Origin of the sequence: uncultured Jannaschia sp., assembly GCF_947494025.1 — a bacterium.
Taxonomy (GTDB): domain Bacteria; phylum Pseudomonadota; class Alphaproteobacteria; order Rhodobacterales; family Rhodobacteraceae; genus Jannaschia.
Window position 1 is genome coordinate 24,369 of record NZ_CANLTQ010000013.1, and the last position, 21,185, is coordinate 45,553.

Annotated in this window: 18 protein-coding genes and 2 tRNA genes; 9 read left to right on the forward strand and 11 right to left on the reverse strand. The window is 68.2% G+C overall.

The genetic code is table 11. The annotated features are described in order from the left end of the window. Positions 1 to 17: 17 nt before the first annotated feature. The 4 genes from Q1B08_RS14060 to Q1B08_RS14075 are packed head-to-tail and all read left to right on the forward strand — an operon-like array spanning position 18 to position 3,602. Complete coding sequence (locus tag Q1B08_RS14060; RefSeq protein ID WP_299820043.1) at positions 18 to 467, forward strand: tripartite tricarboxylate transporter TctB family protein; 450 nt, start codon at positions 18 to 20, stop codon at positions 465 to 467. Position 468: 1 nt separating this feature from the next. Then, a complete protein-coding gene (locus Q1B08_RS14065; protein ID WP_299820046.1) occupies positions 469 to 1,989 on the forward strand; it encodes a tripartite tricarboxylate transporter permease in 1,521 nt (506 codons plus the stop codon). Then, positions 1,970 to 3,319: an acyclic terpene utilization AtuA family protein gene (locus Q1B08_RS14070; protein WP_299820050.1), complete on the forward strand. Its 1,350-nt coding sequence runs from the start codon at positions 1,970 to 1,972 to the stop codon at positions 3,317 to 3,319. Before Q1B08_RS14065 ends, Q1B08_RS14070 begins: the two co-directional genes overlap by 20 nt. After that, on the forward strand, positions 3,312 to 3,602 hold the full coding sequence (locus tag Q1B08_RS14075) for a DUF4387 family protein (protein WP_299820053.1): 291 nt from the start codon (positions 3,312 to 3,314) through the stop codon (positions 3,600 to 3,602). The genes Q1B08_RS14070 and Q1B08_RS14075 overlap by 8 nt, the downstream gene beginning before the upstream one ends. Positions 3,603 to 3,940: 338 nt before the next feature. On the opposite strand, the gene Q1B08_RS14080 is transcribed toward Q1B08_RS14075, so the two are convergent. Beyond that, positions 3,941 to 4,024: transfer RNA gene (locus tag Q1B08_RS14080), tRNA-Tyr, on the reverse strand. Positions 4,025 to 4,122: 98 nt separating this feature from the next. On the opposite strand from Q1B08_RS14080, the gene Q1B08_RS14085 reads away from it, so the two are divergent. Continuing rightward, a complete protein-coding gene (locus tag Q1B08_RS14085) occupies positions 4,123 to 4,905 on the forward strand; it encodes an RNA methyltransferase (RefSeq protein WP_299820055.1) in 783 nt (260 codons plus the stop codon). A gap of 188 nt (positions 4,906 to 5,093) precedes the next feature. Continuing rightward, positions 5,094 to 5,516, forward strand: coding sequence for a CoA-binding protein (locus tag Q1B08_RS14090; protein WP_299820058.1), 423 nt, complete (start codon positions 5,094 to 5,096; stop codon positions 5,514 to 5,516). A gap of 64 nt (positions 5,517 to 5,580) precedes the next feature. Here the strand turns inward: Q1B08_RS14090 and Q1B08_RS14095 are convergent, their stop codons facing one another. From Q1B08_RS14095 to Q1B08_RS14135, 9 genes are all read right to left on the reverse strand, one after another. Then, positions 5,581 to 6,783 carry a PRC-barrel domain-containing protein gene (locus Q1B08_RS14095; protein WP_299820061.1) on the reverse strand — a complete coding sequence of 401 codons (1,203 nt, stop codon included), beginning with the start codon at positions 6,781 to 6,783 and terminating at the stop codon, positions 5,581 to 5,583. A 216-nt stretch (positions 6,784 to 6,999) separates the two neighbouring features. Then, positions 7,000 to 7,317 (reverse strand): phosphoribosyl-ATP diphosphatase, encoded by a 318-nt coding sequence (locus tag Q1B08_RS14100; protein ID WP_299820064.1) that lies wholly within the window; start codon positions 7,315 to 7,317, stop codon positions 7,000 to 7,002. A gap of 2 nt (positions 7,318 to 7,319) precedes the next feature. Beyond that, a complete protein-coding gene (gene hisF, locus Q1B08_RS14105) occupies positions 7,320 to 8,081 on the reverse strand; it encodes an imidazole glycerol phosphate synthase subunit HisF (RefSeq protein WP_299820067.1) in 762 nt (253 codons plus the stop codon). Between the two features lie 70 nt (positions 8,082 to 8,151). Next, a complete protein-coding gene (locus Q1B08_RS14110) occupies positions 8,152 to 8,394 on the reverse strand; it encodes a hypothetical protein (protein WP_299820070.1) in 243 nt (80 codons plus the stop codon). Beyond that, positions 8,391 to 9,113: a 1-(5-phosphoribosyl)-5-[(5-phosphoribosylamino)methylideneamino]imidazole-4-carboxamide isomerase gene (gene hisA, locus Q1B08_RS14115; protein WP_299820073.1), complete on the reverse strand. Its 723-nt coding sequence runs from the start codon at positions 9,111 to 9,113 to the stop codon at positions 8,391 to 8,393. The genes Q1B08_RS14110 and hisA overlap by 4 nt, the downstream gene beginning before the upstream one ends. Positions 9,114 to 9,346: 233 nt before the next feature. Further along, on the reverse strand, positions 9,347 to 9,985 hold the full coding sequence (hisH, locus tag Q1B08_RS14120) for an imidazole glycerol phosphate synthase subunit HisH (protein WP_299820076.1): 639 nt from the start codon (positions 9,983 to 9,985) through the stop codon (positions 9,347 to 9,349). 2 nt (positions 9,986 to 9,987) lie between these two features. After that, positions 9,988 to 10,575, reverse strand: coding sequence for an imidazoleglycerol-phosphate dehydratase HisB (gene hisB, locus Q1B08_RS14125; protein WP_299820079.1), 588 nt, complete (start codon positions 10,573 to 10,575; stop codon positions 9,988 to 9,990). Positions 10,576 to 10,690: 115 nt separating this feature from the next. Continuing rightward, positions 10,691 to 10,765, reverse strand: a tRNA-Gly gene (locus Q1B08_RS14130). A gap of 403 nt (positions 10,766 to 11,168) precedes the next feature. After that, positions 11,169 to 14,609 carry a pyruvate carboxylase gene (locus Q1B08_RS14135; RefSeq protein ID WP_299820082.1) on the reverse strand — a complete coding sequence of 1,147 codons (3,441 nt, stop codon included), beginning with the start codon at positions 14,607 to 14,609 and terminating at the stop codon, positions 11,169 to 11,171. Between the two features lie 536 nt (positions 14,610 to 15,145). Here Q1B08_RS14135 and Q1B08_RS14140 point away from each other — a divergent pair. After that, complete coding sequence (locus Q1B08_RS14140; protein ID WP_299820085.1) at positions 15,146 to 17,539, forward strand: UvrD-helicase domain-containing protein; 2,394 nt, start codon at positions 15,146 to 15,148, stop codon at positions 17,537 to 17,539. Between the two features lie 738 nt (positions 17,540 to 18,277). On the opposite strand, the gene Q1B08_RS14145 is transcribed toward Q1B08_RS14140, so the two are convergent. Beyond that, on the reverse strand, positions 18,278 to 18,499 hold the full coding sequence (locus tag Q1B08_RS14145) for a DUF1127 domain-containing protein (protein WP_299820088.1): 222 nt from the start codon (positions 18,497 to 18,499) through the stop codon (positions 18,278 to 18,280). A gap of 199 nt (positions 18,500 to 18,698) precedes the next feature. Here Q1B08_RS14145 and Q1B08_RS14150 point away from each other — a divergent pair, with 199 nt between their 5' ends. Beyond that, positions 18,699 to 19,889: an MFS transporter gene (locus Q1B08_RS14150; protein ID WP_299820090.1), complete on the forward strand. Its 1,191-nt coding sequence runs from the start codon at positions 18,699 to 18,701 to the stop codon at positions 19,887 to 19,889. 21 nt (positions 19,890 to 19,910) lie between these two features. Continuing rightward, entirely contained in the window at positions 19,911 to 20,990 is a 1,080-nt protein-coding gene (locus Q1B08_RS14155) for an Mrp/NBP35 family ATP-binding protein (RefSeq protein WP_299820093.1), read from the forward strand. Positions 20,991 to 21,185 lie beyond the last annotated feature (195 nt).

Genomic DNA, 21,185 nt, shown 5'->3' on the forward strand with positions numbered 1-21,185 from the left:
CGCGGGGGCGCGTCCGGATGACCGGCCCGGCGGGAAAAGGCGACCGCATCTTCGGGGCGGTCGTCATCCTCGGCGCCGTGGCCTACGGCGCCGCCGCGCTCAAGTTGCAGGTCGGGTTCATGACCGATCCGGTCGGCGCCAAGACCTTTCCGCTTCTGGTCGCGGGCGTGTCGGTCATCTGCGGACTGGTCATGGTGCTGAAGCCGGATCCCGATCCTGACGCCCCCGATGGCGGGACATGGGCCCGGCTCGCCATCGCGGTGGCGACGCTCGTGGCCTATGCCTACGCCTTGCGACCGCTGGGCTTCCTTTTGCCCACGACGGTCGCCGCCGCGATCCTGAGTTACCTCATCGAGCCCCGCCCGCGCTATGCGGCGCTGGCGGGGCTGGGCCTCGCGGTCGGGCTTTTCGTCCTGTTCCGCTTCGTGCTGGGTCTCGGGCTCGTCGCCTGGCCCCGGGGGCTCTGAGGTGGATATCCTTTCGAACCTCGCGCTCGGCTTTTCCGTGGCATTGTCACCCTGGACGCTGTTCCTCTCGGTCGTCGGATGCTTCATCGGCACGATCGTGGGCGCGCTGCCGGGGCTCGGGCCGTCGAACGGCGTGGCGCTGCTGATTCCCATCACCTTCACGATGGGCCTCGACGCGACCGCGGCACTGGTCCTGCTCACCTCGGTCTATTACGGCGCGATGTACGGGGGGCGGATCAGCTCGATCCTCCTCAACATCCCCGGCGACGAGCCTGCGATGATGACCACGCTCGACGGCTACCCGATGGCGCGATCCGGCCGGGCGGGGGATGCGCTGGTGATCTCGGGGGTGGCCTCCTTCGTCGGCGCCCTGTTCGCGACGGCGGCGCTCGCGCTGGTGGCACCGCTGCTCGCCCGGGTGGCATATCTTTTCGGACCCGCAGAGTACTTCGCGCTCTACCTCCTTGCCTTCTCGACCCTGGGCGGCATCGCCTCGAAGAACCAGGCCAAGGCCGCGCTCGCCTCCGCCATCGGGCTCGGCATCGCGATGATCGGGCTCGACAATTCTTCCGGCTTCATGCGCTTCACCGGGGGCAACCTCCACCTCGCCGACGGGGTGGATTTCCTCGTGGCGATCGTCGGCCTCTTCGCGGTCTCGGAGGTCTTCGTCTTCATCGAAAGCCACGGCAGGGGCAGTGCCATCGGCGTCAAGCTCGACCGGGTGACGGTGCCCTGGCGGGAGCTGTGGGCGACCCGCTGGACGATGCTGCGCGCCTCGGTGCTGGGCTTCGTCGCGGGCGTGCTGCCCGGCGCGGGCGCGTCGCTGGGCTCGTTCCTCACCTACATGATGGAGAAGTCCATCGCCGGGGCCAAAGGCGGCTTCGGCACCGGAGTCGCGAAGGGCGTGGCCGCGCCCGAGGCCGGCAACAACGCCGCGGCCGGCGGCGCGCTCGTTCCGATGCTGACGCTGGGCGTGCCCGGTTCGGGGACGACGGCGGTTCTGCTCGCGGTACTGATGACGCTCAACATCACGCCGGGGCCGACCCTTTTCGCCAACAACCCCGACGTGGTCTGGGGATTGATCGCGTCGCTGCTGATCGCGAACTTCGTCCTGCTCGCCATGAACGTCCCGATGGTGAAGGTCTTCGTCCGCGTCCTGTCGGTGCCGCCGCAGCTTCTGCTGCCGGGCGTGATGATGGTCAGTTTCGTGGGGATCTACTCGTTGACGGGGAGCTATTTCGATCTGCTCCTGATGGTCGTGTTCGGCATCATGGGCTGGCTCTTCCGCAAGCTCGACATACCCACCGTTCCCGTGATCCTGGGCATTCTGCTCGGCAATGCGATGGAGAACAACCTGCGTCGGGCGATGACGCTGTCGGACGGGGACGTGACCTTCCTGTTCTCCTCCGGCATTGCTATCGGTCTATGGATCGCGGCGGTGCTGGGCTTCGTCGCGCCCCTGTTCCTGCGGCGCGTCCTGCGCCGGCCCGAGGTGCCCGACCATGCCAGACCGGCAGACTAGAATCCTCGTTCCCGCCGGCGCGCTCGGCCTCGGCTGGGACGAGGCCGCGCTGGAGGCGGGGCTCGCCCGGGCGCCGGATCTCATCGCCATCGACGGCGGCTCGACCGATAGCGGGCCGGCCTATCTGGGCCGGGGCGTCAGCAAGTATTCCCGCGCGCAGACCAAGGCCGAATGGGCCGCCCTGATCGACGCGCGCGCGCGGGCGGGCTGCCCCCTCGTCGTCGGCACGGCGGGAACCTGCGGCGCGGGGGCGGCGGTGGACTGGCTGCTGTCGATCACGCGGGAGGTGCTGGCGGAATCGGGCCGCCACGCGAAGATCGCCGTCCTCTACTGCGACCGTGATCCCGGCGCGCTCGCCGCGGCGTGGGACCGCGTCGCGCCGCTTCCCGGCGCGCCCGAGGTGACGGCCGAGGACGTGGCGACCTGCACCAACGTCGTCGCGTTGGCCGGGGTGGAGCAGGTGCAGGCGGCCCTCGCCACGGGGGCGGACATCGTTATCTGCGGACGCACGACCGACACCGCCATCCTCGCGGCACTTCCCATCGCGCGGGGCGGCCATTCCGGCGCGGCGTGGCATGGGGCCAAGGTCGGCGAATGCGGCGCTCTCTGCTGCACGCATCCCGACACGGGCGTCATCGAGATCCTGTTCGACGCGACCGGGTTCACCGTGACGCCGATGGCCGGGATCTCCCGCGCGACGCCGCAGACTGTCGCGGCGCATCTCCTCTACGAGAACAGCGACCCGATCATCCTGCACGAACCCGGCGGTTTTCTCGACGTCACGCGCTCTACCTACCGGGCCGCAGGCGACCGCGCCGTGCGGGTGGAGGGCAGCGAGTGGGTGCCCGGCACCTATGCCGTGAAGCTCGAAGGCGCGCGGGTGGCGGGCCATGGCATCATGTCGCTCGTTCTGGTGCGCGACCCGCGCTACGTGCGCGCGATCGACGAATGGTGCATCTCGCTCGAGGCTCGGGCGCGGCGCCGGATCGGGCAGCGGATGGGCGACGTGGCCTACGACCTCGAGTTGCGGCGTATTGGTGTCGACGCGACGCTCGGCGCGCGGGAGCCGGACCGGGCGGTGCCGAACGAGGTCGGCGTGATGGCGCAGGTGGTGGCGCCCGACGCGGATGTGGCGCGCGAGGTCGCGAAGGTCGTCAATCCGCTCCTCCTGCATCATCCGCTGACCGAGGAAGAGCCGATGCCCACCTTCGCCTTTCCGTTCTCGCCGCCCGAGGTGGATCTCGGCCCGCAATACGAGTTCGTCTTCCATCACGTCCTGTCGCTCGACGATCCGATGGACGGGTTCCGAATCGAGGTCGTCGATGTCTGAGGAGCTGGGCCGACTCGCGCGTATCCGGTCCAAGAATGCCGGACCGTTCTGGCTGACGATCGACATTTTCTGTTCGGAGACGAGCTACGGCCGAGTCAGCGCCATTCCGACGGAGACTTTCGCCGCCCGGCTCGCCGCGCCGGATCTTCGGCGCTTCGACCTGCCGGACCTGCATGTTGTAAAGCTGAGCCTGCCGCGCCCCGAGATACAGGGGAGCCTTCGCGACCGGGACATGCACGGGGCGGCGATGGCGCAGGTACTCGCCGCGATGGCGGTGGGTTAAAGCTTTCCGCGACTTCGCGAAATCGTGAGAATACCGACGGGCGACGATGGCGTTCCCCAAATCCGGATGCCGGCGTCCGGAATTTCGACCAACTTGCCGAGGTCTTGGGCGCCATCTGCAATCTCTCCACACCCGACGAATGCTGGAACGACCTCGCAGATGCCGTTCGTCATGCAGGCGAGGCGGACATGTATGTTCCCAGGGTACGGCGTCGGTCTGCCTCGTCGGCCATGAGACGCGCCGAAGCGCGATGTGACGCGTCCTGACTGGAAAACCACCTACCGGCGCCGAGGATGCCCGTCCGCATCATCTACCGAATACGTTCACGGAGGGGGTGTTGGTGGGCGACCCTGGAATCGAACCAGGCGTGCGTCTCCGCGAGGGAGTTACAGTCCCCTGCCACACCTTGCGGCCTGTCGCCCAACGGTGGACCGGATAGCCGCCGCTCCGGGTGGGGTCAAGCGGTGTTGTGGCTCTGTGTGCAAGCGGCGATAAGCGCCGGAAACCAACAGGGGGTCGCATGGCGCAGAAGCCGAAATGGGTCGTCGCGAAGGAGCAGGAGCGACGGGCCGGGGCGCGCGAGACGCTCTGGCTCTTCGGGCTGCACGCGGTGCGTGACGCGCTGGCCAATCCGATGCGCGACCGGTTGCGCCTCGTCCTGACGAAGAACGCCGCCGACCGGCTCGGCGAGGCGGTTCCAGCCTCGGGCATGGAGCCGGAGATCGTCGATCCGCGGAAGTTTCCCGTCCCCCTCGATCCGGGTTCCGTCCACCAGGGGGCCGCGCTCGAGGTGCGTCCGCTCGATTGGGGCCGGCTGGAGGACGTGGCCCGCCCCGGCGGCGATGCGCCGCTTCTCGTCCTTCTCGACCGGGTGACCGATCCGCACAATGCGGGCGCGATCCTGAGGTCGGCGGAAGTGTTCGGCGCGCGGGCGGTCATCGCGCCGAGCCGCCATTCCGTACCGGAAACGGGGGCACTGGCCAAGACGGCGTCGGGTGCGCTCGAGCGGCAGCCCTACCTCCGGATCGGCAATCTCGGCGACGCGATGGAGCGGCTGGCGGGACTGGGCTACACGCTCGTCGGTCTCGACGGCGAAGCGGAGGAAACGTTGACCGATGTGGCGACGGGGCTTGTCACGACCCCCACAGCCATCGTCCTCGGGGCGGAAGGGCCGGGATTGCGGGACCGGACCCGGTCGCTTTGCCACCGCATGACGCGCGTCCACGCGAGCGGAACGTTCGGGTCGCTCAACGTGTCCAACGCCGCTGCCGTCGCTCTTTTCGCTTTGTCTATCGGGCGTTGAACGAAAAATGGATGGTGGCAGAAGAAAATGCCGATCGCAAGGGAACTCCTTGCTTGCAAGTCTGTTGTCCTTGTGTCTGAGGAAGGCGAGATTGGAACTTTCGCACTTCTGTTCACTGTCCCTCGTTCCATAACTTGGGCCCGCGTCTTCGATGCCGCGGGCCCTTTTTTCTATGATTTGGTGCATCAATGGCCGACCTTTCAGACGATGATCTCCGCGACCTTCTCGCGCGTGCTCGTCGCTTCGCCTGTGTCGGGGCGTCCGCGAACCCCGCGCGCCCGAGCCATTACGTATCGCGGTACCTCATCGCACAGGGCTACGACGTCGTGCCCGTCAATCCGGGCCTTGCCGGGCAGGTCGTGTTCGGCCGCCAGGCGGTCGGGTCGCTTTCGGAGATCAAAGGGCCTGTCGATGTGCTCGACGTGTTCCGCCGGTCGGAGGCGGTGTCCGATCTGGTCCGCGACGCGCTGGCGACATTGCCCGCCCTTCAATGCGTCTGGCTGCAACTCGGCGTCTTTTCGGACGAAGCCGTGGAGATGTGCCGCGAGGCGGGGGTCGGTTTCGTACAGGACCGCTGTCCCAAGATCGAGCATGCGCGTCTGATCGCCTAGTCCTGCCGGACACGAAAAGGCCCGCCGCTTTCGCGACGGACCGTCTTCTTACCGTATGCCGCGCTCAGCCCTCGTATGCGGGCAGCTGCTCCAGTTGCTCCTCGGTCGCGTCGATGTAGATGCGCATGTCGTTCTCGCCCTGCAGGATCTGCAGGTTGTCGAACGGCACCTCGACCTGCTTCTCGCCGAGACCGAGGAAGCCGCCAACGTCCACGATCGCGCTGTCAAGCTTGCCGTCGTCGCTTACCAGCAATTCACCGATCTCGCCCACGCGCTCGTCCTCCGGGCCGTAGACAGCCGCGCCTGTCACGTCGTCGGCGGTCAGCTGGTCATAGCCGATCACCTGATAGCCCTCGCGTTCCATCATCGGCGCGGGCATCAGGCCGGCCGTGCCAGCCGCCGCCATATCGCCTTCGGGGGCCATCGTCGCGTCGTCCTGCGCCATTTCGGTCTCGCCGCCGGTCATCTCGGTCGCGGTTTCGTCCACGGTGGCCTCGACCTCGTTTCCGGCCTCCGCCATCTCGTCGCCCGCATTCTCCATGGCCGTCTCGGCTTCGCCGCCGGCCTCGGCCAGCTCTGTCTCGACGTTCTCCAGGGTGGCTTCGGCCTCGTCTCCGGCCTCTGCCATCTCGGCCCCGGCGTCTTCCACGGCGCCTTCGGCTTCCGTCTCAGCCATGTTCACGGCATCGCGGGCCTCCTCGGGCTCCATTCCGTCGGCGATCAGCGCGGATTCCTCCGGGTCCATGCTCGGATCGGAATTGCCGCCCGTCACCAGCGTCGAGCCAGCCTGCGTGTCCATGCCGGTGCCCTGCGTGGCGTTCATCGCGCCGGTCTCGAGGCCGGCGGCACTCGTCGGTTCCTGAAACTCGGGGGCGTTCTCAAGGTCTTCCTGCGTGCCCTGCATCACGATGAAGTAGTCGCTTGCCGCCTCGCCGTCGGACACGAATTGCAGGTCGTCCATGTTCACGGCAACGGTGCGCTCGCCGATGCCGAGAAAGCCGCCGATATCGACGAGGACCGCGTCGATCTCGCCCGAATTGCCCAGCACGATGTCCGAGATCTCGCCGACGTCGTTCCAGTCCTGGCCTTGGCCGGCGGTGATGTCGACCTCGGTCTCGGAGACGTAAAGGCGCGATCCCATGAGGTCGGACCCCCGGACGGAGTCGCCCTCGATGGCGGAGACGAACGGGCCGGTTGCCGCATCCTGGGCGGTGGCGGGGACGGCAAGGGCCATAGCGATGGCCGTAGACGCGAACAGCGTTTTCATCGGGAGTTCCTTTCGTTGCTGCGGTGACCTGCGTGCAGGCGGATTGGCTAGGCAACACGCAGGGAAGCGCGAAGGTTCCGAAACCGGAATGCCGTTTCGCTTTCTTTTCCGGAACATGCACACCGAAGCGGTGCGAAGCACCCCTGTGCCACGTCTTGGGCCGTCTCAGACGTCGAAGCGACGCATCGAGAAACGTTCGCCAGAAAGACCAGAGATTCAGGACGTGCCGCGCGAGGCCCGTTCGTCCAGCCCCGACCGCCCGCTCCGGCGGTCGAGTTCTGCCAGGACGTCGGCCAGATCCACGTCCCGGGCCGCCAGCATCACGCAGAAATGGTAGAGGACATCCGCTCCCTCGCGGGTCAGGGCCTCGCGGTCGCCGCGTGCTGCCTCGATGATCGCCTCCACGGCCTCCTCGCCGAATTTCTCCGCGCATTTCGCAGGACCCTTGGCGAGAAGCTTCGCGGTCCAGCTGCTGTCGGGGTCCGCATCGCGGCGGGCGGCAATGGTCTGCCAAAGGGCGTCGAGCGCATGCATGCTCATTCCATCCGCATGGGGATGCCGGCCGCGGCCATGTGGGCCTTCGCCTCGGCAATCGTGTGGGTGCCGAAATGGAAGATCGACGCGGCGAGCACGGCGGAGGCCCGGCCTTCCGTTACGCCCGCCACGAGATGGTCGAGCGTGCCCACGCCGCCCGAGGCGATCACCGGGATCGGCAGGGCATCGGCGACGGCCCGGGTCAGGGGCAGGTTGAACCCCGCCTTGGTTCCGTCGCGATCCATCGAAGTGAGGAGGATCTCGCCCGCCCCCCGCTCCGCCGCCAGCCGGGCGAAGGCCACCGCGTCGATCCCGGTCTTCCGCCGGCCGCCATGGGTAAAGATCTCCCACTTGTCCGGCGCCACCGTGCGCGCGTCGATGGCGCAGACGATGCACTGGCTGCCGAACTTGTCCGCCGCCCGGGCGAGCACGTCGGGGTCGGCCACGGCGGCGGAGTTGAAGCTGACCTTGTCGGCCCCCGCCAGCAGCAGGTCGCGCACGTTTTCCACCGTCCGGACGCCGCCGCCGATGGTCAGCGGCATGAAGCACGCTTCCGCCGTCCGGGTAACGAGGTCGTACATCGTGCCGCGGTTTTCGTGCGTGGCGTGGATGTCGAGGAAGCAAAGCTCGTCGGCGCCGGCCGCGTCATAGGCGCGCGCCGATTCCACCGGGTCGCCCGCGTCGCGCAGGTCGACGAAGTTCACGCCCTTGACCACGCGCCCGTCGGCCACGTCGAGACAGGGAATGATGCGCGTCTTCAGCATGGGCGGGGTTCTGGCCGGGTTTCGCGAGCGGGGCAAGGGCTTGGCGGTTCGGGGACGGCCCCCGTCGCCATCAGCCCCGGACAACCCGCCGGATCGCCGCCGCCAGAAGCCAGACCCCGCCGGCGAGAAGGAGCGCTTGCGCCAGAAGGGTCAGATGGGCGATCGCGAAGCGCGCGGGGACCGAGACGATGCAGACGACGAGGTCGAACGGTCGACTGCAATCCAGCGTGCCCAGCGACCATTCGAACCACAGATCGATGAGAAGCGCCCCGAAGCCGAGCGCGATGAGTGCCGCGGGGTAGCGCAGCCTCACGCCGTCTTCAGCGCCGCCAGAGCCGCCCGGAGGTCGATCGCCCCGTCGTAGAGCGCGCGGCCGGAGATCGCCCCGGCAATGGAGCCGGTCGCCTTCAGGCGTTCAAGATCCGCGAGCGAGGACACGCCGCCCGAGGCGATTACCGGAATCGACACCGCCTCGGCCAAGGCCCGCGTCGCTTCGACGTTCGGGCCGCCCATCGCGCCGTCGCGGTCGATGTCGGTATAGACGATCGCCGCCACGCCGGCATCCTCGAAACGCCGGGCGAGGTCGGAGGCCATCACGTCCGTCTCCTCCGCCCAGCCGCGCGTGGCTACCCGGCCCGCGCGGGCGTCGATGCCGACGGCGACCTGTCCGGGGAACGCGGCCGCCGCCTGCCGCACGAGGTCCGGCTCCTCGACCGCCGCGGTGCCGAGGATCACGCGCGCCAAACCCTTGGCGAGCCATGCTTCGATCGTGGCCATGTCGCGGATGCCGCCACCCAGCTGCGCGGGAACGTCGATGGCCGCGAGGATCTCCTCCACCGCCGTGGCGTTCACCGGCTGGCCGGCGAAGGCCCCGTTCAGGTCGACGAGGTGGATCCAGTCGCAGCCCGCGTCCTGGAAGATGCGCGCCTGCGCGGCCGGATTGTCGTTGAAGATCGTCGCGCTTTCCATCTCGCCGTGGAGCAGGCGCACGGCCTGCCCGTCCTTCAGGTCGATCGCGGGGTAAAGGATCATGGGGGACGCTCCTGTCTTGCGCGCGCTCAATGCCCGACCCGGACACGATGGGAAAGACCGTCACGGCGGATCGGAAACGCGGGCGGGGTCAGGTGTCGACGGACATCGCCTCGACGCTCCGCATTCCCGGGCTTCGACGCGCTTCGTGTCGCCCGCTCAAACGGTCACGTCCGAACGGCCGGGCTGAGGTTCGCCGGAACCGGGGTGCTGCGTGCGGAGCCCGTATGCGGGGGTCAGGGCGCCCAACGAAGAAAATTCGCGATCAGGCGCAGACCGGTCCGCTGGCTCTTTTCCGGGTGGAACTGCGTGCCGACGACATTGCCGCGCGCGACGATCGCGGTCACGTCGCCGCCGTATTCCACATGGGCAAGCCGGTCGGACGGCGTGTCGACAGACATCTGGTAGGAGTGGACGAAATAGGCGTGATCGCCTGTGGCCACGCCGTCGAGGACCGGATGCGCCTCGGTCACGACAAGGTCGTTCCATCCCATATGCGGCACCTTCAGCGCAGGGTCGGAGGGCACGATCCGCTTCACTGTTCCGGGGATCACATCGAAGCCCGCGACCTCCTCGTATTCGCGCCCCTTCGAGGCGAGCATCTGCATGCCGACGCAGATGCCGAGAAAGGGCAGGGCGCGCGGGCCGATCGCCTCCAGCAATGCCCCCTCCAGCCCGTCGAAGCCCTTCAGGCCCCGGCGGCAGGCCGGAAACGCGCCGTCGCCCGGCAGGACGACGCGATCGGCCCGAACCACGTCCTCGGGGCGGGAGGACACCAGGATCTCCCCCGCATCCGTTTCCCGCGCCATTCGCTCGAAGGCCTTCCGCGCGGAATGCAGGTTGCCACTGTCGTAATCGACGAGAACGGTCCGCATGGTCAGAGCGATCCCTTGGTCGACGGGATCGCATCGGACTTCCGCGGATCGGTCTCCAGCGCATCGCGCAGGGCGCGGGCGACCGCCTTGAACGCGGCCTCCGCGACGTGGTGCGCGTTCACGCCGCGCAGGCCGTCGACATGCATCGTGATGCCCCCGTGGGTCGCGAAGGCCTGAAAGAATTCGCGCACGAGCTCGGTGTCGAAACTCCTGATCTGCGGCGCCGACATCTCGACGTGCCAGGCGAGATAGGGCCGCCCCGACAGGTCGAGCGCGGCGCGGACCAACGCGTCGTCCATCGGCAGGAGGCACGCGCCGTAGCGGCGGATGCCGCGCTTGTCGCCCATGGCCCGCGTGAGCGCCTGACCGATCGCGATGCCGGTATCCTCGACCGTATGGTGGTCGTCGATATGCAGGTCTCCGTCGCAGCGCACCGTCAGGTCGATCAGCGCGTGGCGCGCCAGCTGGTCGAGCATGTGGTCGAAGAAGCCCACACCCGTCCGGTTGTCGTAGGCGCCGGTCCCATCGAGGTCGAGCGTGACTTCGATATCGGTTTCGGCGGTCTTGCGGGCGATGGTGGCCGTGCGCATCGGCGGCTCCTCGGAAGTCGGTCGCGGCCCCCTTAACCCGACGGACGGAGGCCGGAAAGGGCGGGAAACGACGAAGGCCCCCGACAAGGTGCCGGGGGCCTTTCGAGGTCCGAAATGGAGCGGGCGATGAGATTCGAACTCACGACCCTTACCTTGGCAAGGTAATGCTCTACCCCTGAGCTACGCCCGCCCGTTTCGGTGCGCGTCAGATAGGAAAACGCTGCAGGGCGTGCAAGCGGAAAATCCCGGCTCCGTGCGTTATTCCCAGGCGGCCCCCCGGTCCCCCGCTTCTGCGGCCGCAGGCCGCTCGCCATGACGTTGTCGATCGCGAAGACGCCACCGCCGCCGCTTTGCGTCAGGTCCGTGCCGAAGCCGAGCGCGGCGCCCGTTGCTCATCGGCCGCGCGGCGAACAGGGCGAGGGCTGTGATACCGGCGGTCAGCACAACGTGGTCGATGGAGACCGCGCCCTCGCTCCGCCCGGAGGAAGCGGCGGCGCGGGGCGGGGCGCATGATCGGGCAGAGGCGGGCCGGGCTTCCGATCAGGGACCGATCCCGGCGCGAGCGCGGCAGGGATCGGGCGAGGAGCGGTCGGTCAGCCGAGCTCCACCAGCAGGTCCTTCGCGTCGATCTGCGCGCCGGGCGTGACATTGACCGCGGACACCGTCGCGTCGCGGTCGGCGTGCAGGCCCGTTTCCATCTTCATCGCCTCGATGGTGAGCAGCAGGTCGCCCTTGCGCACCGTCGCTCCGGTCTGCGCCGCGACGGAGGCCACGACGCCCGGCATCGGCGCGCCGACATGGTCGGGATTGCCCATGTCGGCCTTGGGCCGCTTGGTCTGGGTTCCCACGACCTTGCGGTCGGCGACGCGGACGGTGCGCGGTTGACCGTTCAGTTCGAAGAAGACGCGGACCTCGCCGTCCTCGTTGGTCTCGCCCGCGGCGACGCAGCGAATCTCCAGCGTCTTGCCGGGGTCGATCTCGGCGAAGGTCTCGTCGCCCGGCTCCATTCCATAGAAGAAGACCGGCGTCGTCAGCGCGCGAACGGGGCCGTAGGTCTGGTGACGCTCGGCGTAGTCGGTGAAGACCTTGGGATACATCAGGTAGCCGTTCAGATCCTCGTCGTCGATCTTCTGGTCGAGCTTCGCGGACAGCTCCGCGCGCACCACCTCCAGATCGACCGGCTCGAGATGCTTGCCCGGGCGTTCGGTCAACGGCGACTCGCCCTTCAGGACCTTCTTCTGCAACGCCATGGGCCAGCCGCCGGGGGGCTGACCGAGATTGCCGCGCATCATGTCCACGACCGAGTCGGGCCACGAGACCTCGACCTTCGGGTCGAGCACCTGCGCCACGGAAAGGCCCTGGCTCACCATCATCAGCGCCATGTCGCCCACCACCTTGGAGGACGGCGTGACCTTCACGATGTCGCCGAACATCCGGTTCACGTCGGCATACATCTGCGCCACCTCGTGCCAGCGCGCCTCGAGCCCCATGGAGCGGGCCTGCGCCTTGAGGTTTGTGAACTGCCCGCCGGGCATCTCGTGCAGGTAGACCTCCGAGGACGGCGCCTGCATCCCGCTTTCGAAGGCGAGGTACTGCTTGCGGACAAGCTCCCAGTAATCCGACATCCGCCGGACCGCCTCCTCGTCGAGGCCGGGGTCGCGCGGGTCGTCCTTGAGGGCGGCGAGGATCGTGCCGAAGGTCGCCTGGCTCGTGTTGCCGGACAGCGCGTCCATCGCCACGTCGGCCGCGTCCACGCCCGCCTCGGTCGCGGCGAGGATCGTGGCGCAGGCGATGCCGGCCGTGTCGTGGGTATGGAAATGGATCGGCAGGCCGATCTCGTCCTTGAGCGCGCGGAAGAGCTGTCGCGCCGCGGCGGGCTTCAGAAGGCCCGCCATGTCCTTCACGCCGAGCACGTGGGCGCCCGCCGCCTCGAGCTCCTTCGCCATGCCGATATAATACTTGAGGTCGTATTTCGCGCGGTCGGGGTCGAGCAGGTCGCCGGTATAGCAGACCGTCCCCTCGCAGACGCGCCCCGTCTCGATCACCGCGTCCATCGCCACGCGCATGTTCTCGACCCAGTTGAGCGAATCGAACACGCGGAACACGTCCACCCCGGTCTCGGCCGCCTGCCGCACGAAACTGCCGACCACGTTGTCGGGGTAGTTCGTGTAGCCCACGCCGTTCGACGCGCGCAGCAGCATCTGCGTCAGCAGGTTCGGCATCGCGGCCCGGAGCTCGCGCAGCCGCTGCCACGGGCATTCCTGCAGGAAGCGGTAGGCCACGTCGAAGGTCGCGCCGCCCCAGCATTCGACGGAGAACAGCTCCGGCAGGTTCGTGGCGTAGGCCGGCGCGGAGCGGACCATGTCGATGGAGCGCATCCGCGTGGCCAGAAGCGACTGGTGCCCGTCGCGCATGGTCGTGTCGGTCAGCAGAAGCCGGTCCTGCGCCAGCATCCAGCGGGCCAGGCCCTCCGCGCCCTCGCGGTCCAGTATCTGTTTGGTGCCGTCGGGCGGCGCGTCGCAGCGCCGCTCGGGCGCGGTCGGCGCGCGCTGGTCGGCGGGCGGGCGCGGCCGGCCCGCCGTTTCAGGATGCCCGTTGACGGAGATGTCGGCGATGTAGGTGAGGATCCTGGTCGCCCGGTCGCGCTGCACCGGGAAGTCGAAGAGCTCCGGCGTCTCGTCGATGAACCGGGTCGAGTATTCGTAGCTCAGGAATTTCGGATGCCGCAGCAGGTTCACCACGAAGGGGATGTTCGTGGAAACGCCGCGGATGCGGAACTCGCGCAGGGCCCGGTCCATCCGCTTGATCGCGGCCTCCGGCGTGCGCGCCCAGGCGGTCACCTTGGTGAGGAGCGAGTCATAGTAGCGGGTGATCACCGCCCCCGAATAGGCGGTGCCTCCGTCGAGGCGGATGCCCATGCCGGTGGCGGAGCGGTAGGTGGTGATGCGGCCGTAATCGGGAATGAAGTTGTTCTGCGGATCCTCGGTGGTGACCCGGCACTGCACCGCGTGGCCGTCGAGCTGCACGTCGTATTGCGACGCGACGCCGGTCGCTTCCATCAGGGACTTGCCTTCGGCGATGAGGATCTGGGCGCGCACGATGTCGATGCCGGTGACCTCCTCGGTGACGGTATGCTCGACCTGCACGCGGGGGTTCACTTCGATGAAGTAGAACTGGCCCGAATCCATATCCATCAGGAACTCGACCGTGCCCGCGCATTCGTAGGCGACGTGCTCGCAGATTTTCTTGCCGAGCGCGCAGACCTGTTCGCGCTGCGTCTCCGACAGATAGGGCGCGGGCGCGCGTTCCACGACCTTCTGGTTGCGTCGCTGCACGGAGCAGTCGCGCTCGTAGAGGTGGTAGATGTTGCCATGCGCGTCGCCGAGGATCTGCACCTCGACGTGGCGGGCGCGGGTGATCATCCTTTCGAGATAGCCCGCGCCATTGCCGAAGGCGGCCTCCGCCTCGCGCCGGCCTTCGAGGACCTTTTCCGCCAGCTCGTCCTCCGACGCGATCGGCCGCATGCCGCGCCCGCCGCCGCCCCAGCTCGCCTTCAGCATCAGCGGGTAGCCGATCCCGGCGGCCTCGGCGCGGATGGCGTCCATGTCGTCGCCCAGAACCTCGGTCGCGGGGATGACCGGCACGCCCGCCTCGACCGCGACGCGCCGCGCGCTCGCCTTGTCGCCGAGCGCGCGCATCGTGTCGGCCTTCGGGCCGATGAAGGCGATGCCGGCAGCGGCGCAGGCATCGACGAAATCGGGGTTCTCCGACAGCAGGCCGTAGCCCGGATGGATCGCGTCGGCGCCGCAGGCCTTCGCGACGCGGATGATCTCCCCGATGGACAGGTAGGCCGCGACGGGCCCGAGCCCTTCGCCGATCCGGTAGGCCTCGTCCGCCTTGAAGCGGTGGAGGCTCAGCTTGTCCTCCTCGGCATAGACGGCAACCGTGCGCTTGCCCATCTCGTTGGCGGCACGCATGACGCGGATCGCGATCTCTCCGCGATTGGCGATCAGAATCTTTCCGAAATCGGCCATGCGAAATCCTTTCGTCTGGTTCCCCGGGCACCCGGTCGCATCCCGACGCTATTCTTCGCGCTGCAATGCGGCAATAGTGTCCCGTTCGAAGCTGCCCGGCTGCATCACGCTCCGATCCCACCCCTCATGTGCGAAGGTCCGGCCGAACTCGACGATCGTCGTGTCGATAGGCGCAATCCGGGCGAGCCGGCGGTCGCCGAGGCCCGGACGGGAAGAGCATCGTGAGGATGACCCTGCGCGCCGCCGGCGCGCCCGGATGGACGAAGATCCGCGCGGCGCGATTGTGGACAAAGCGTGTAACCCGTTGCGCGAAGATTGCCCGGATCCCGATCCATCGCTTGATCCGGCACGAGCGAGGAGGAGCGAAGCCTCCGCCGATTCTGTTCCCGCGAGCCGATAACCGCTCCGTGCGGCCGTTTGCCGCCGGCTCCCGGAAAGCTGTGCGGATCGGGATGCGAACGCAAGGCGAACACGGGGTTCCGTTCCGCGGCCGGGCGTCCTATCCTTGGTTAATGATGCACGATGATTCCGACGCGATGCAAGCCGCCAGCCTGTCCGCCCGTGCCATGGCCGCCCGGCCCGCCCCCTATCTCCAGGGGCTGAATCCGGCGCAGCTCCGGGCGGTGGAAACGCTCGACGGGCCCGTTCTCATGCTCGCCGGCGCGGGCACCGGCAAGACCCGCGCGCTGACCGCGCGGATCGCGCACCTGATGGCGCAGGGCCAAGCCCGGCCGAACGAGATTCTCGCCGTGACCTTCACCAACAAGGCCGCGCGGGAAATGCGCGAGCGGGTCGGCGCGATGATGGGGGAGGCGGCCGAGGGGATGCCGTGGCTCGGCACCTTCCACTCGATCTGCGTCAAGCTCCTCCGCCGCCATGCGGAGCTCGTCGGTCGCGAGATCACGGCCGGGGGCGCGCCGCGCGAGCTGCACCTGCGCTCGAACTTCACGATTCTCGACACCGACGATCAGCTTCGTCTCCTGAAGCAGCTCATCACCGCGGCCGGGATCGACGAGAAGCGCTGGCCGCCACGGATGCTGGCCGGCATCCTCGACAATTGGAAGAACCGCGCCTGGACGCCCGACAAGATCCCCGCGCACGAGGTGCAGGCCTTCGACGGCAAGGGCGTGGCGCTCTACCGCGCCTATCAGGACCGTCTGCTGACGCTGAACGCGGTCGATTTCGGTGATTTGCTCCTGCACGTCATCGACATCTTCCAACGGCACGAGGACGTGCTCTCGCAGTATCGCCGCTGGTTCCGCTACATCCTCGTCGACGAGTACCAAGACACGAACGTCGCGCAATATCTCTGGCTCCGCCTGCTCGCGGGCGGCCACCGCAACATCTGCTGCGTCGGCGACGACGACCAGTCGATCTACGGCTGGCGCGGTGCCGAGGTGGGAAACATCCTGCGCTTCGAGAAGGATTTCGAGGGGGCGGAGATCATCCGGCTGGAGCAGAACTACCGCTCCACCCCCCATATCCTCGCCGCCGCCTCGGGCGTGATCGCGGGCAACAAGGGCCGGCTCGGCAAGACGCTCTGGACGGAGGCCGAGGAGGGCGAGAAGGTCCGCCTGATCGGCCATTGGGATGGCGACGAGGAGGCGCGCTGGATCGGCGAGGAAGCCGAGGCGATGACCCGCGGCACCCGCGGCATGGCGCCGGTCTCGCTCGACGACATGGCGATCCTCGTGCGCGCGGCCCACCAGATGCGCGCCTTCGAGGACCGGTTCCTGACCATCGGCCTGCCCTATCGCGTGATCGGCGGCCCGCGTTTTTACGAACGGCTCGAGATCCGCGACGCGATGGCCTATTTCCGCCTCGTGGTCAGCCCCGACGACGACCTTGCCTTCGAGCGGATCGTCAATACGCCGAAGCGGGGGCTGGGCGACAAGGCGCAGCAGAACATTCAGGTCATGGCCCGGTCGAACGGCGTGTCGCTGCTGGAAGGCGCCAGGCTTTGCGTGCGGACGAAGACGATCGGCGGCAAGGGCGGCGCGGCGCTGGGGGAGCTCGTCGACGGGCTCGACCGTTGGCGCGCGGAGATGCTCGACGGCCGCGACCACATCCGGCTGGCCGAGGAGGTCCTGGACGAATCCGGCTATACCGGCTTCTGGCAGAACGAAAAGACGCCCGAGGCGCCGGGTCGGCTCGAGAACCTGAAGGAGCTCGTCAAGGCGCTGGAGGGCTTCGAGAACCTCCAGGGCTTCCTCGAGCATGTCTCGCTCATCATGGACAACGAGTCCGAGGTCGAGGAGCCGAAGATCACGCTGATGACGCTCCACGCGGCAAAGGGGCTCGAGTTTCCCGCGGTGTTCCTGCCCGGCTGGGAGGACGGCCTCTTTCCCTCGCAGCGCGCGATGGACGAGACCGGCGTGAAGGGTCTCGAGGAAGAGCGGCGGCTTGCCTATGTCGGCATCACCCGCGCCGAGCGGATCGCCACGATCAGCTTCGCCGCCAACCGCCGCGTCTACGGACAATGGCAATCCGCGCTGCCTTCGCGCTTCATCGACGAATTGCCGACCGACCATGTCGAGGTGCTGACCCCGCCCGGCCTCTACGGCGGCGGCTTCGGCGCGACGGGGATGGCCGCGGCACAGCAGGCCGGGATGGCGGGCGGCGTCGAATCGTCGATGCCCGAGAAGGCGGCCTCGGCCGACGTCTACAACTCCCCCGGCTGGCGGCGGCTGCAGGCGAACGCGGCCCGTCCGATCCGGCAACCGGCGGAGGCGAAGAACCTCGTGATCGACGCGACCGCCGTCAGCGCCTTCGGTGTGGGCGAGCGCGTGTTCCACACGAAGTTCGGTTACGGCGAGGTCATGGGGGTGGAGGGCGACAAGCTCGAGGTCGCCTTCGACAAGGCCGGCACCAAGAAGATCGTCGGCCGCTTCCTTCTTCCGGCCGATCAGGCAGGCGAGGTGCCGTTCTGAAGCGTGGCGGCCGGAGGGCGTATCGCCCCCGGAGCCTCGGGCCGGATCGCCCTCGTCGTTGCGATCCGTCAGCTTCGGCTCGGTGAAGGATCGCCGCGCGATCGCGGGACGAAGCGGTCACCTCGCCGCACCGAAGGCAAGCGTATCGCGTGGAATGGTCGTTACTGACACGACTCGAATCGGATCAAGATGAATCCGCGACCGTCCAACGTTGCAGGTCTTCGAATGCCCGCTGTCGATCCGGGGCGTCCCGAGTGCGATCCGTCGCGGTAGCCGTTATGCGGCGCAGCCAGAATCCCGAGGCGTCTTCGGCTTTCCGGGAACCTGCCGAGCAACGTTCGGCAGAACCGGAACGCCAAACGAAAAAACGGCGATGCCCAAGGGAGGAAAGGCACCGCCGTCTCTTCTGTGGCGACCACCCCTAGGGAGGAGGTAGGGCGGCCCGCCGGTCCGACGATCGCCAAGGGAGGAGAGGCGACCGACGAAACTTTGTCGGGAACGTCCGAACATCGGTTCGGGGTTCCCGGAAATCTGTCGAAGGGCCCCGACGACGCCCAAGGGAGGAGAGGACGCCGCCGGTTCCTTCTGTGACCCAGCCCCCAGGGAGGAAAGGGGCGAGGGTCTCATCCGGCCCCAAGGGAGGAGGAAGAGCCGGAATTTAATGCGGCGGACGGATCAGGGAGGAGATCGCCGCCGCAACCCCAAACCCGCGAGGGAGGACGCGGGCCCGGAGTGTTCTTATTGTCCGTAGGCCGCCTCGAGCGAGATGGCCCGAATGGAGGCCCGGCTGATGCCGAGATCCGCCAGGTCGCGGTCCGACAATGCCGAAAGCTCCTTCTGCGTGGTGCGATACACGCGGCGCTTCGCCAGCTCGGCGCGCATGCCATTGAGGCGGGCCGCGATGTTGCCGCGCAACAGGGAGCCAAAACTGGACGTCGAACCGTTGATTGCGTATGCCATGTTCGTTTCCTTTTCTCGAAGCCGCTCGCTCCGTTGTCCTTCCGGCCCCATTGCCGGTCGGGGTGTCCGTTTGCGTTGACTGAGAGATGGCGCTGATGCTGCGGTTGCACAACGAACGATGTTTCAATGCTGCCATGCAGCAAACGCATGACGGCTTAACGGCGTTTGAGTTCCCGGCGTCCGACCTAGTTCCCCCGGAATGAGTGCGCTCTCCCATCCCGGTTTCCGGGCCTACTTCATCGCCGCCGTTCCGTTGACGCAGGCCCGCTGGGCGCAGCGGGTCACACTGGGTTGGCTCGCATGGCAGGTTTCGGGTTCGGCGCCCTTTGTGGGGCTGATTGCGGCGCTGGGCCTCGCCCCGTTGATCTTCGCCGGACCGGTCTTTGGCGTGCTGGTGGACCGGGCCGAGATCCGCCGGGCCCTCCTGTTCACCTCCGGAACGATGTGCGTCCTTCTTGCCGTGACCGCCATGCTGGCCGCGGCGGGGCTTGGCCGGGCGACCCTCGTGGCCGTCGCGCTCATGACCGGTTTCGTCACCGCCGCGCACGATCCGGTGCGAATGTCGCTCGCCCCGCGGCTGGTGCCCAAGGCGGACGTGCCGAATGTCATCGCGCTCACGGCGCTGAATTTCAACATGGCCCGCATGATCGCTCCGGTCCTGACCGGCCTGGCCCTTGCCACGTTCGGACCTGTGGCGACACTTTGGATATCGTCGATCCTGTACATGCCGATGCTGCTCGCGACGCGCTGGATGCACCCCAGGCCCTTGCCGGCGGATCAGGGCCGAACCAGCGTTCGCGAGGGAATCGCCGAGGGTCTCCGCTACGTCGCCACCCATCCCGTTGCGCGGGAGGCGATGGTGCTGACCGGCGCGATCGCGCTCCTTGTCCGCGCTTACCTCGAATTGCTGCCGGTCATGGCCGAAGGCGTGCACGATCGCGGCGCGGAGGGGTTGGGCGTTCTGACCGCCGCGGCGGGGTTCGGCGCGCTCGTCGCCGCGGTCGCGAAAGCGGCGGGCGCGGGGCAGGGCGGTATCGCCCCGATCACCCGGCTGACGCTCGTCCTGGGGGTTCTGGCGGTCGCGCTGGTCGGCCTGTCGGAGGATTGGTGGGTCACGCTGGGCTGGACGGCGGTGCTGGGCTTCGCCTCGACCTTTTCGGGCGTCGGCTTGCAGGCGGCCGTGCAGGAGGAGCTGCCGGACGCGCTGCGCGGACGCGTCATGTCGCTCTGGGCCGTTGTCGGCATCGGTGCCGTCGCGTTCGGCTCGGGGCTGCTCGGCTGGGGCGCCGGGTTCTTCGGCCTGCCGCGCGTGCTTCTCGTCGCCGGGCTTCTCGGCGCCGCGGCGACCGGGTGGCTGGCCTTGTCATCGCGGGGCGGCCGGGCCACGTAACCCGCGAAGGAGGCCCACGCCATGTCAGTCACCCGCGAGGACGTCACCCGGATCCTGTCGCAAATCGCCACCCCGGACGGCGGCGACCTTGTGTCGTCGGACATGATCCGGGCGCTGGTCGTCGATGGCGGCCACGTGCGCTTCGTGATCGAGGTCCCCTCGGCCGAGATCGCCCGCGTCTCCGAGCCGCTGCGCGCCGCCGCGGAGGCCGCCGTCACCCGTTTGCCGGGTGCCGAACGGGTGCAGGCGGTGCTGACCGCCCCGACCTCCGAGAAGGCGCCGCCCTCGCTCAAGGTCGGCGGTCACCCGAAACCGCAGGAGGGCCCCATGCGCGTGCCCGGCGTCGCGCGCGTGATCGCCATCGCCTCCGGCAAGGGCGGCGTCGGCAAGTCCACGATCAGCTCCAACCTCGCCGTCGCGCTGGCGCGGCAGGGACGCAAGGTCGGGCTTCTGGACGCCGACATCTACGGACCGAGCCAGCCCAGGATGATGGGGGTGAGCCAGCGTCCCGCCTCGCCCGACGGCAAGCGCATCCTGCCGCTCGAGGCGCATGGCGTCACGATGATGTCGATCGGGCTCATGCTGCCGGAGGACAAGGCCGTCGTCTGGCGCGGTCCGATGCTGATGGGGGCGCTGCAGCAGATGCTGGGGCAGGTGGACTGGACCTACCATGCCGGCGGGCCGCTCGACGTGCTCATCGTCGACCTGCCGCCCGGCACTGGCGACGTGCAGCTCACGCTTTGCACCAAGGCCGTGGTCGACGGCGCCATCGTCGTGTCGACGCCGCAGGACGTCTCCCTTCTGGACGCGCGAAAGGCGCTCGACATGTTCGCGACGGTCAAGACGCCCGTTCTGGGCCTGATCGAGAACATGTCGCTGTTCCATTGTCCGCATTGCGGCCAGGAGACGCATATCTTCGGACATGGCGGCGTCGCGACCGAGGCGAAGCGGCTGGGCCTGCCGTTCCTCGGCGCGCTGCCGATCGACCTCGACACCCGAGTGGCGGGAGACGAGGGCCGGCCGGTGGCGTCCGGGTCCGGCGCGATGGCGGACGCGTTCGCGGCGCTGGCCCGGCGCATGGTCGAAGACGGGCTCGCCTGATCCGACGGCAGGATCCGCTGCCTGCCGGCGCCGTTCGTGCCGCGAGCGATCCGGTCATGCCCCTCCATGCCCCGTGATGCCCATGTCGCGGTTTGGCGACCGCGGGGCGAGGCGAAGGCATGTCGAAAGAATCGGTTCCGGGACAAGAGGTGTGGCAACCCGGTCACATCCCGATCACGGCTTCGCGATTCGCGC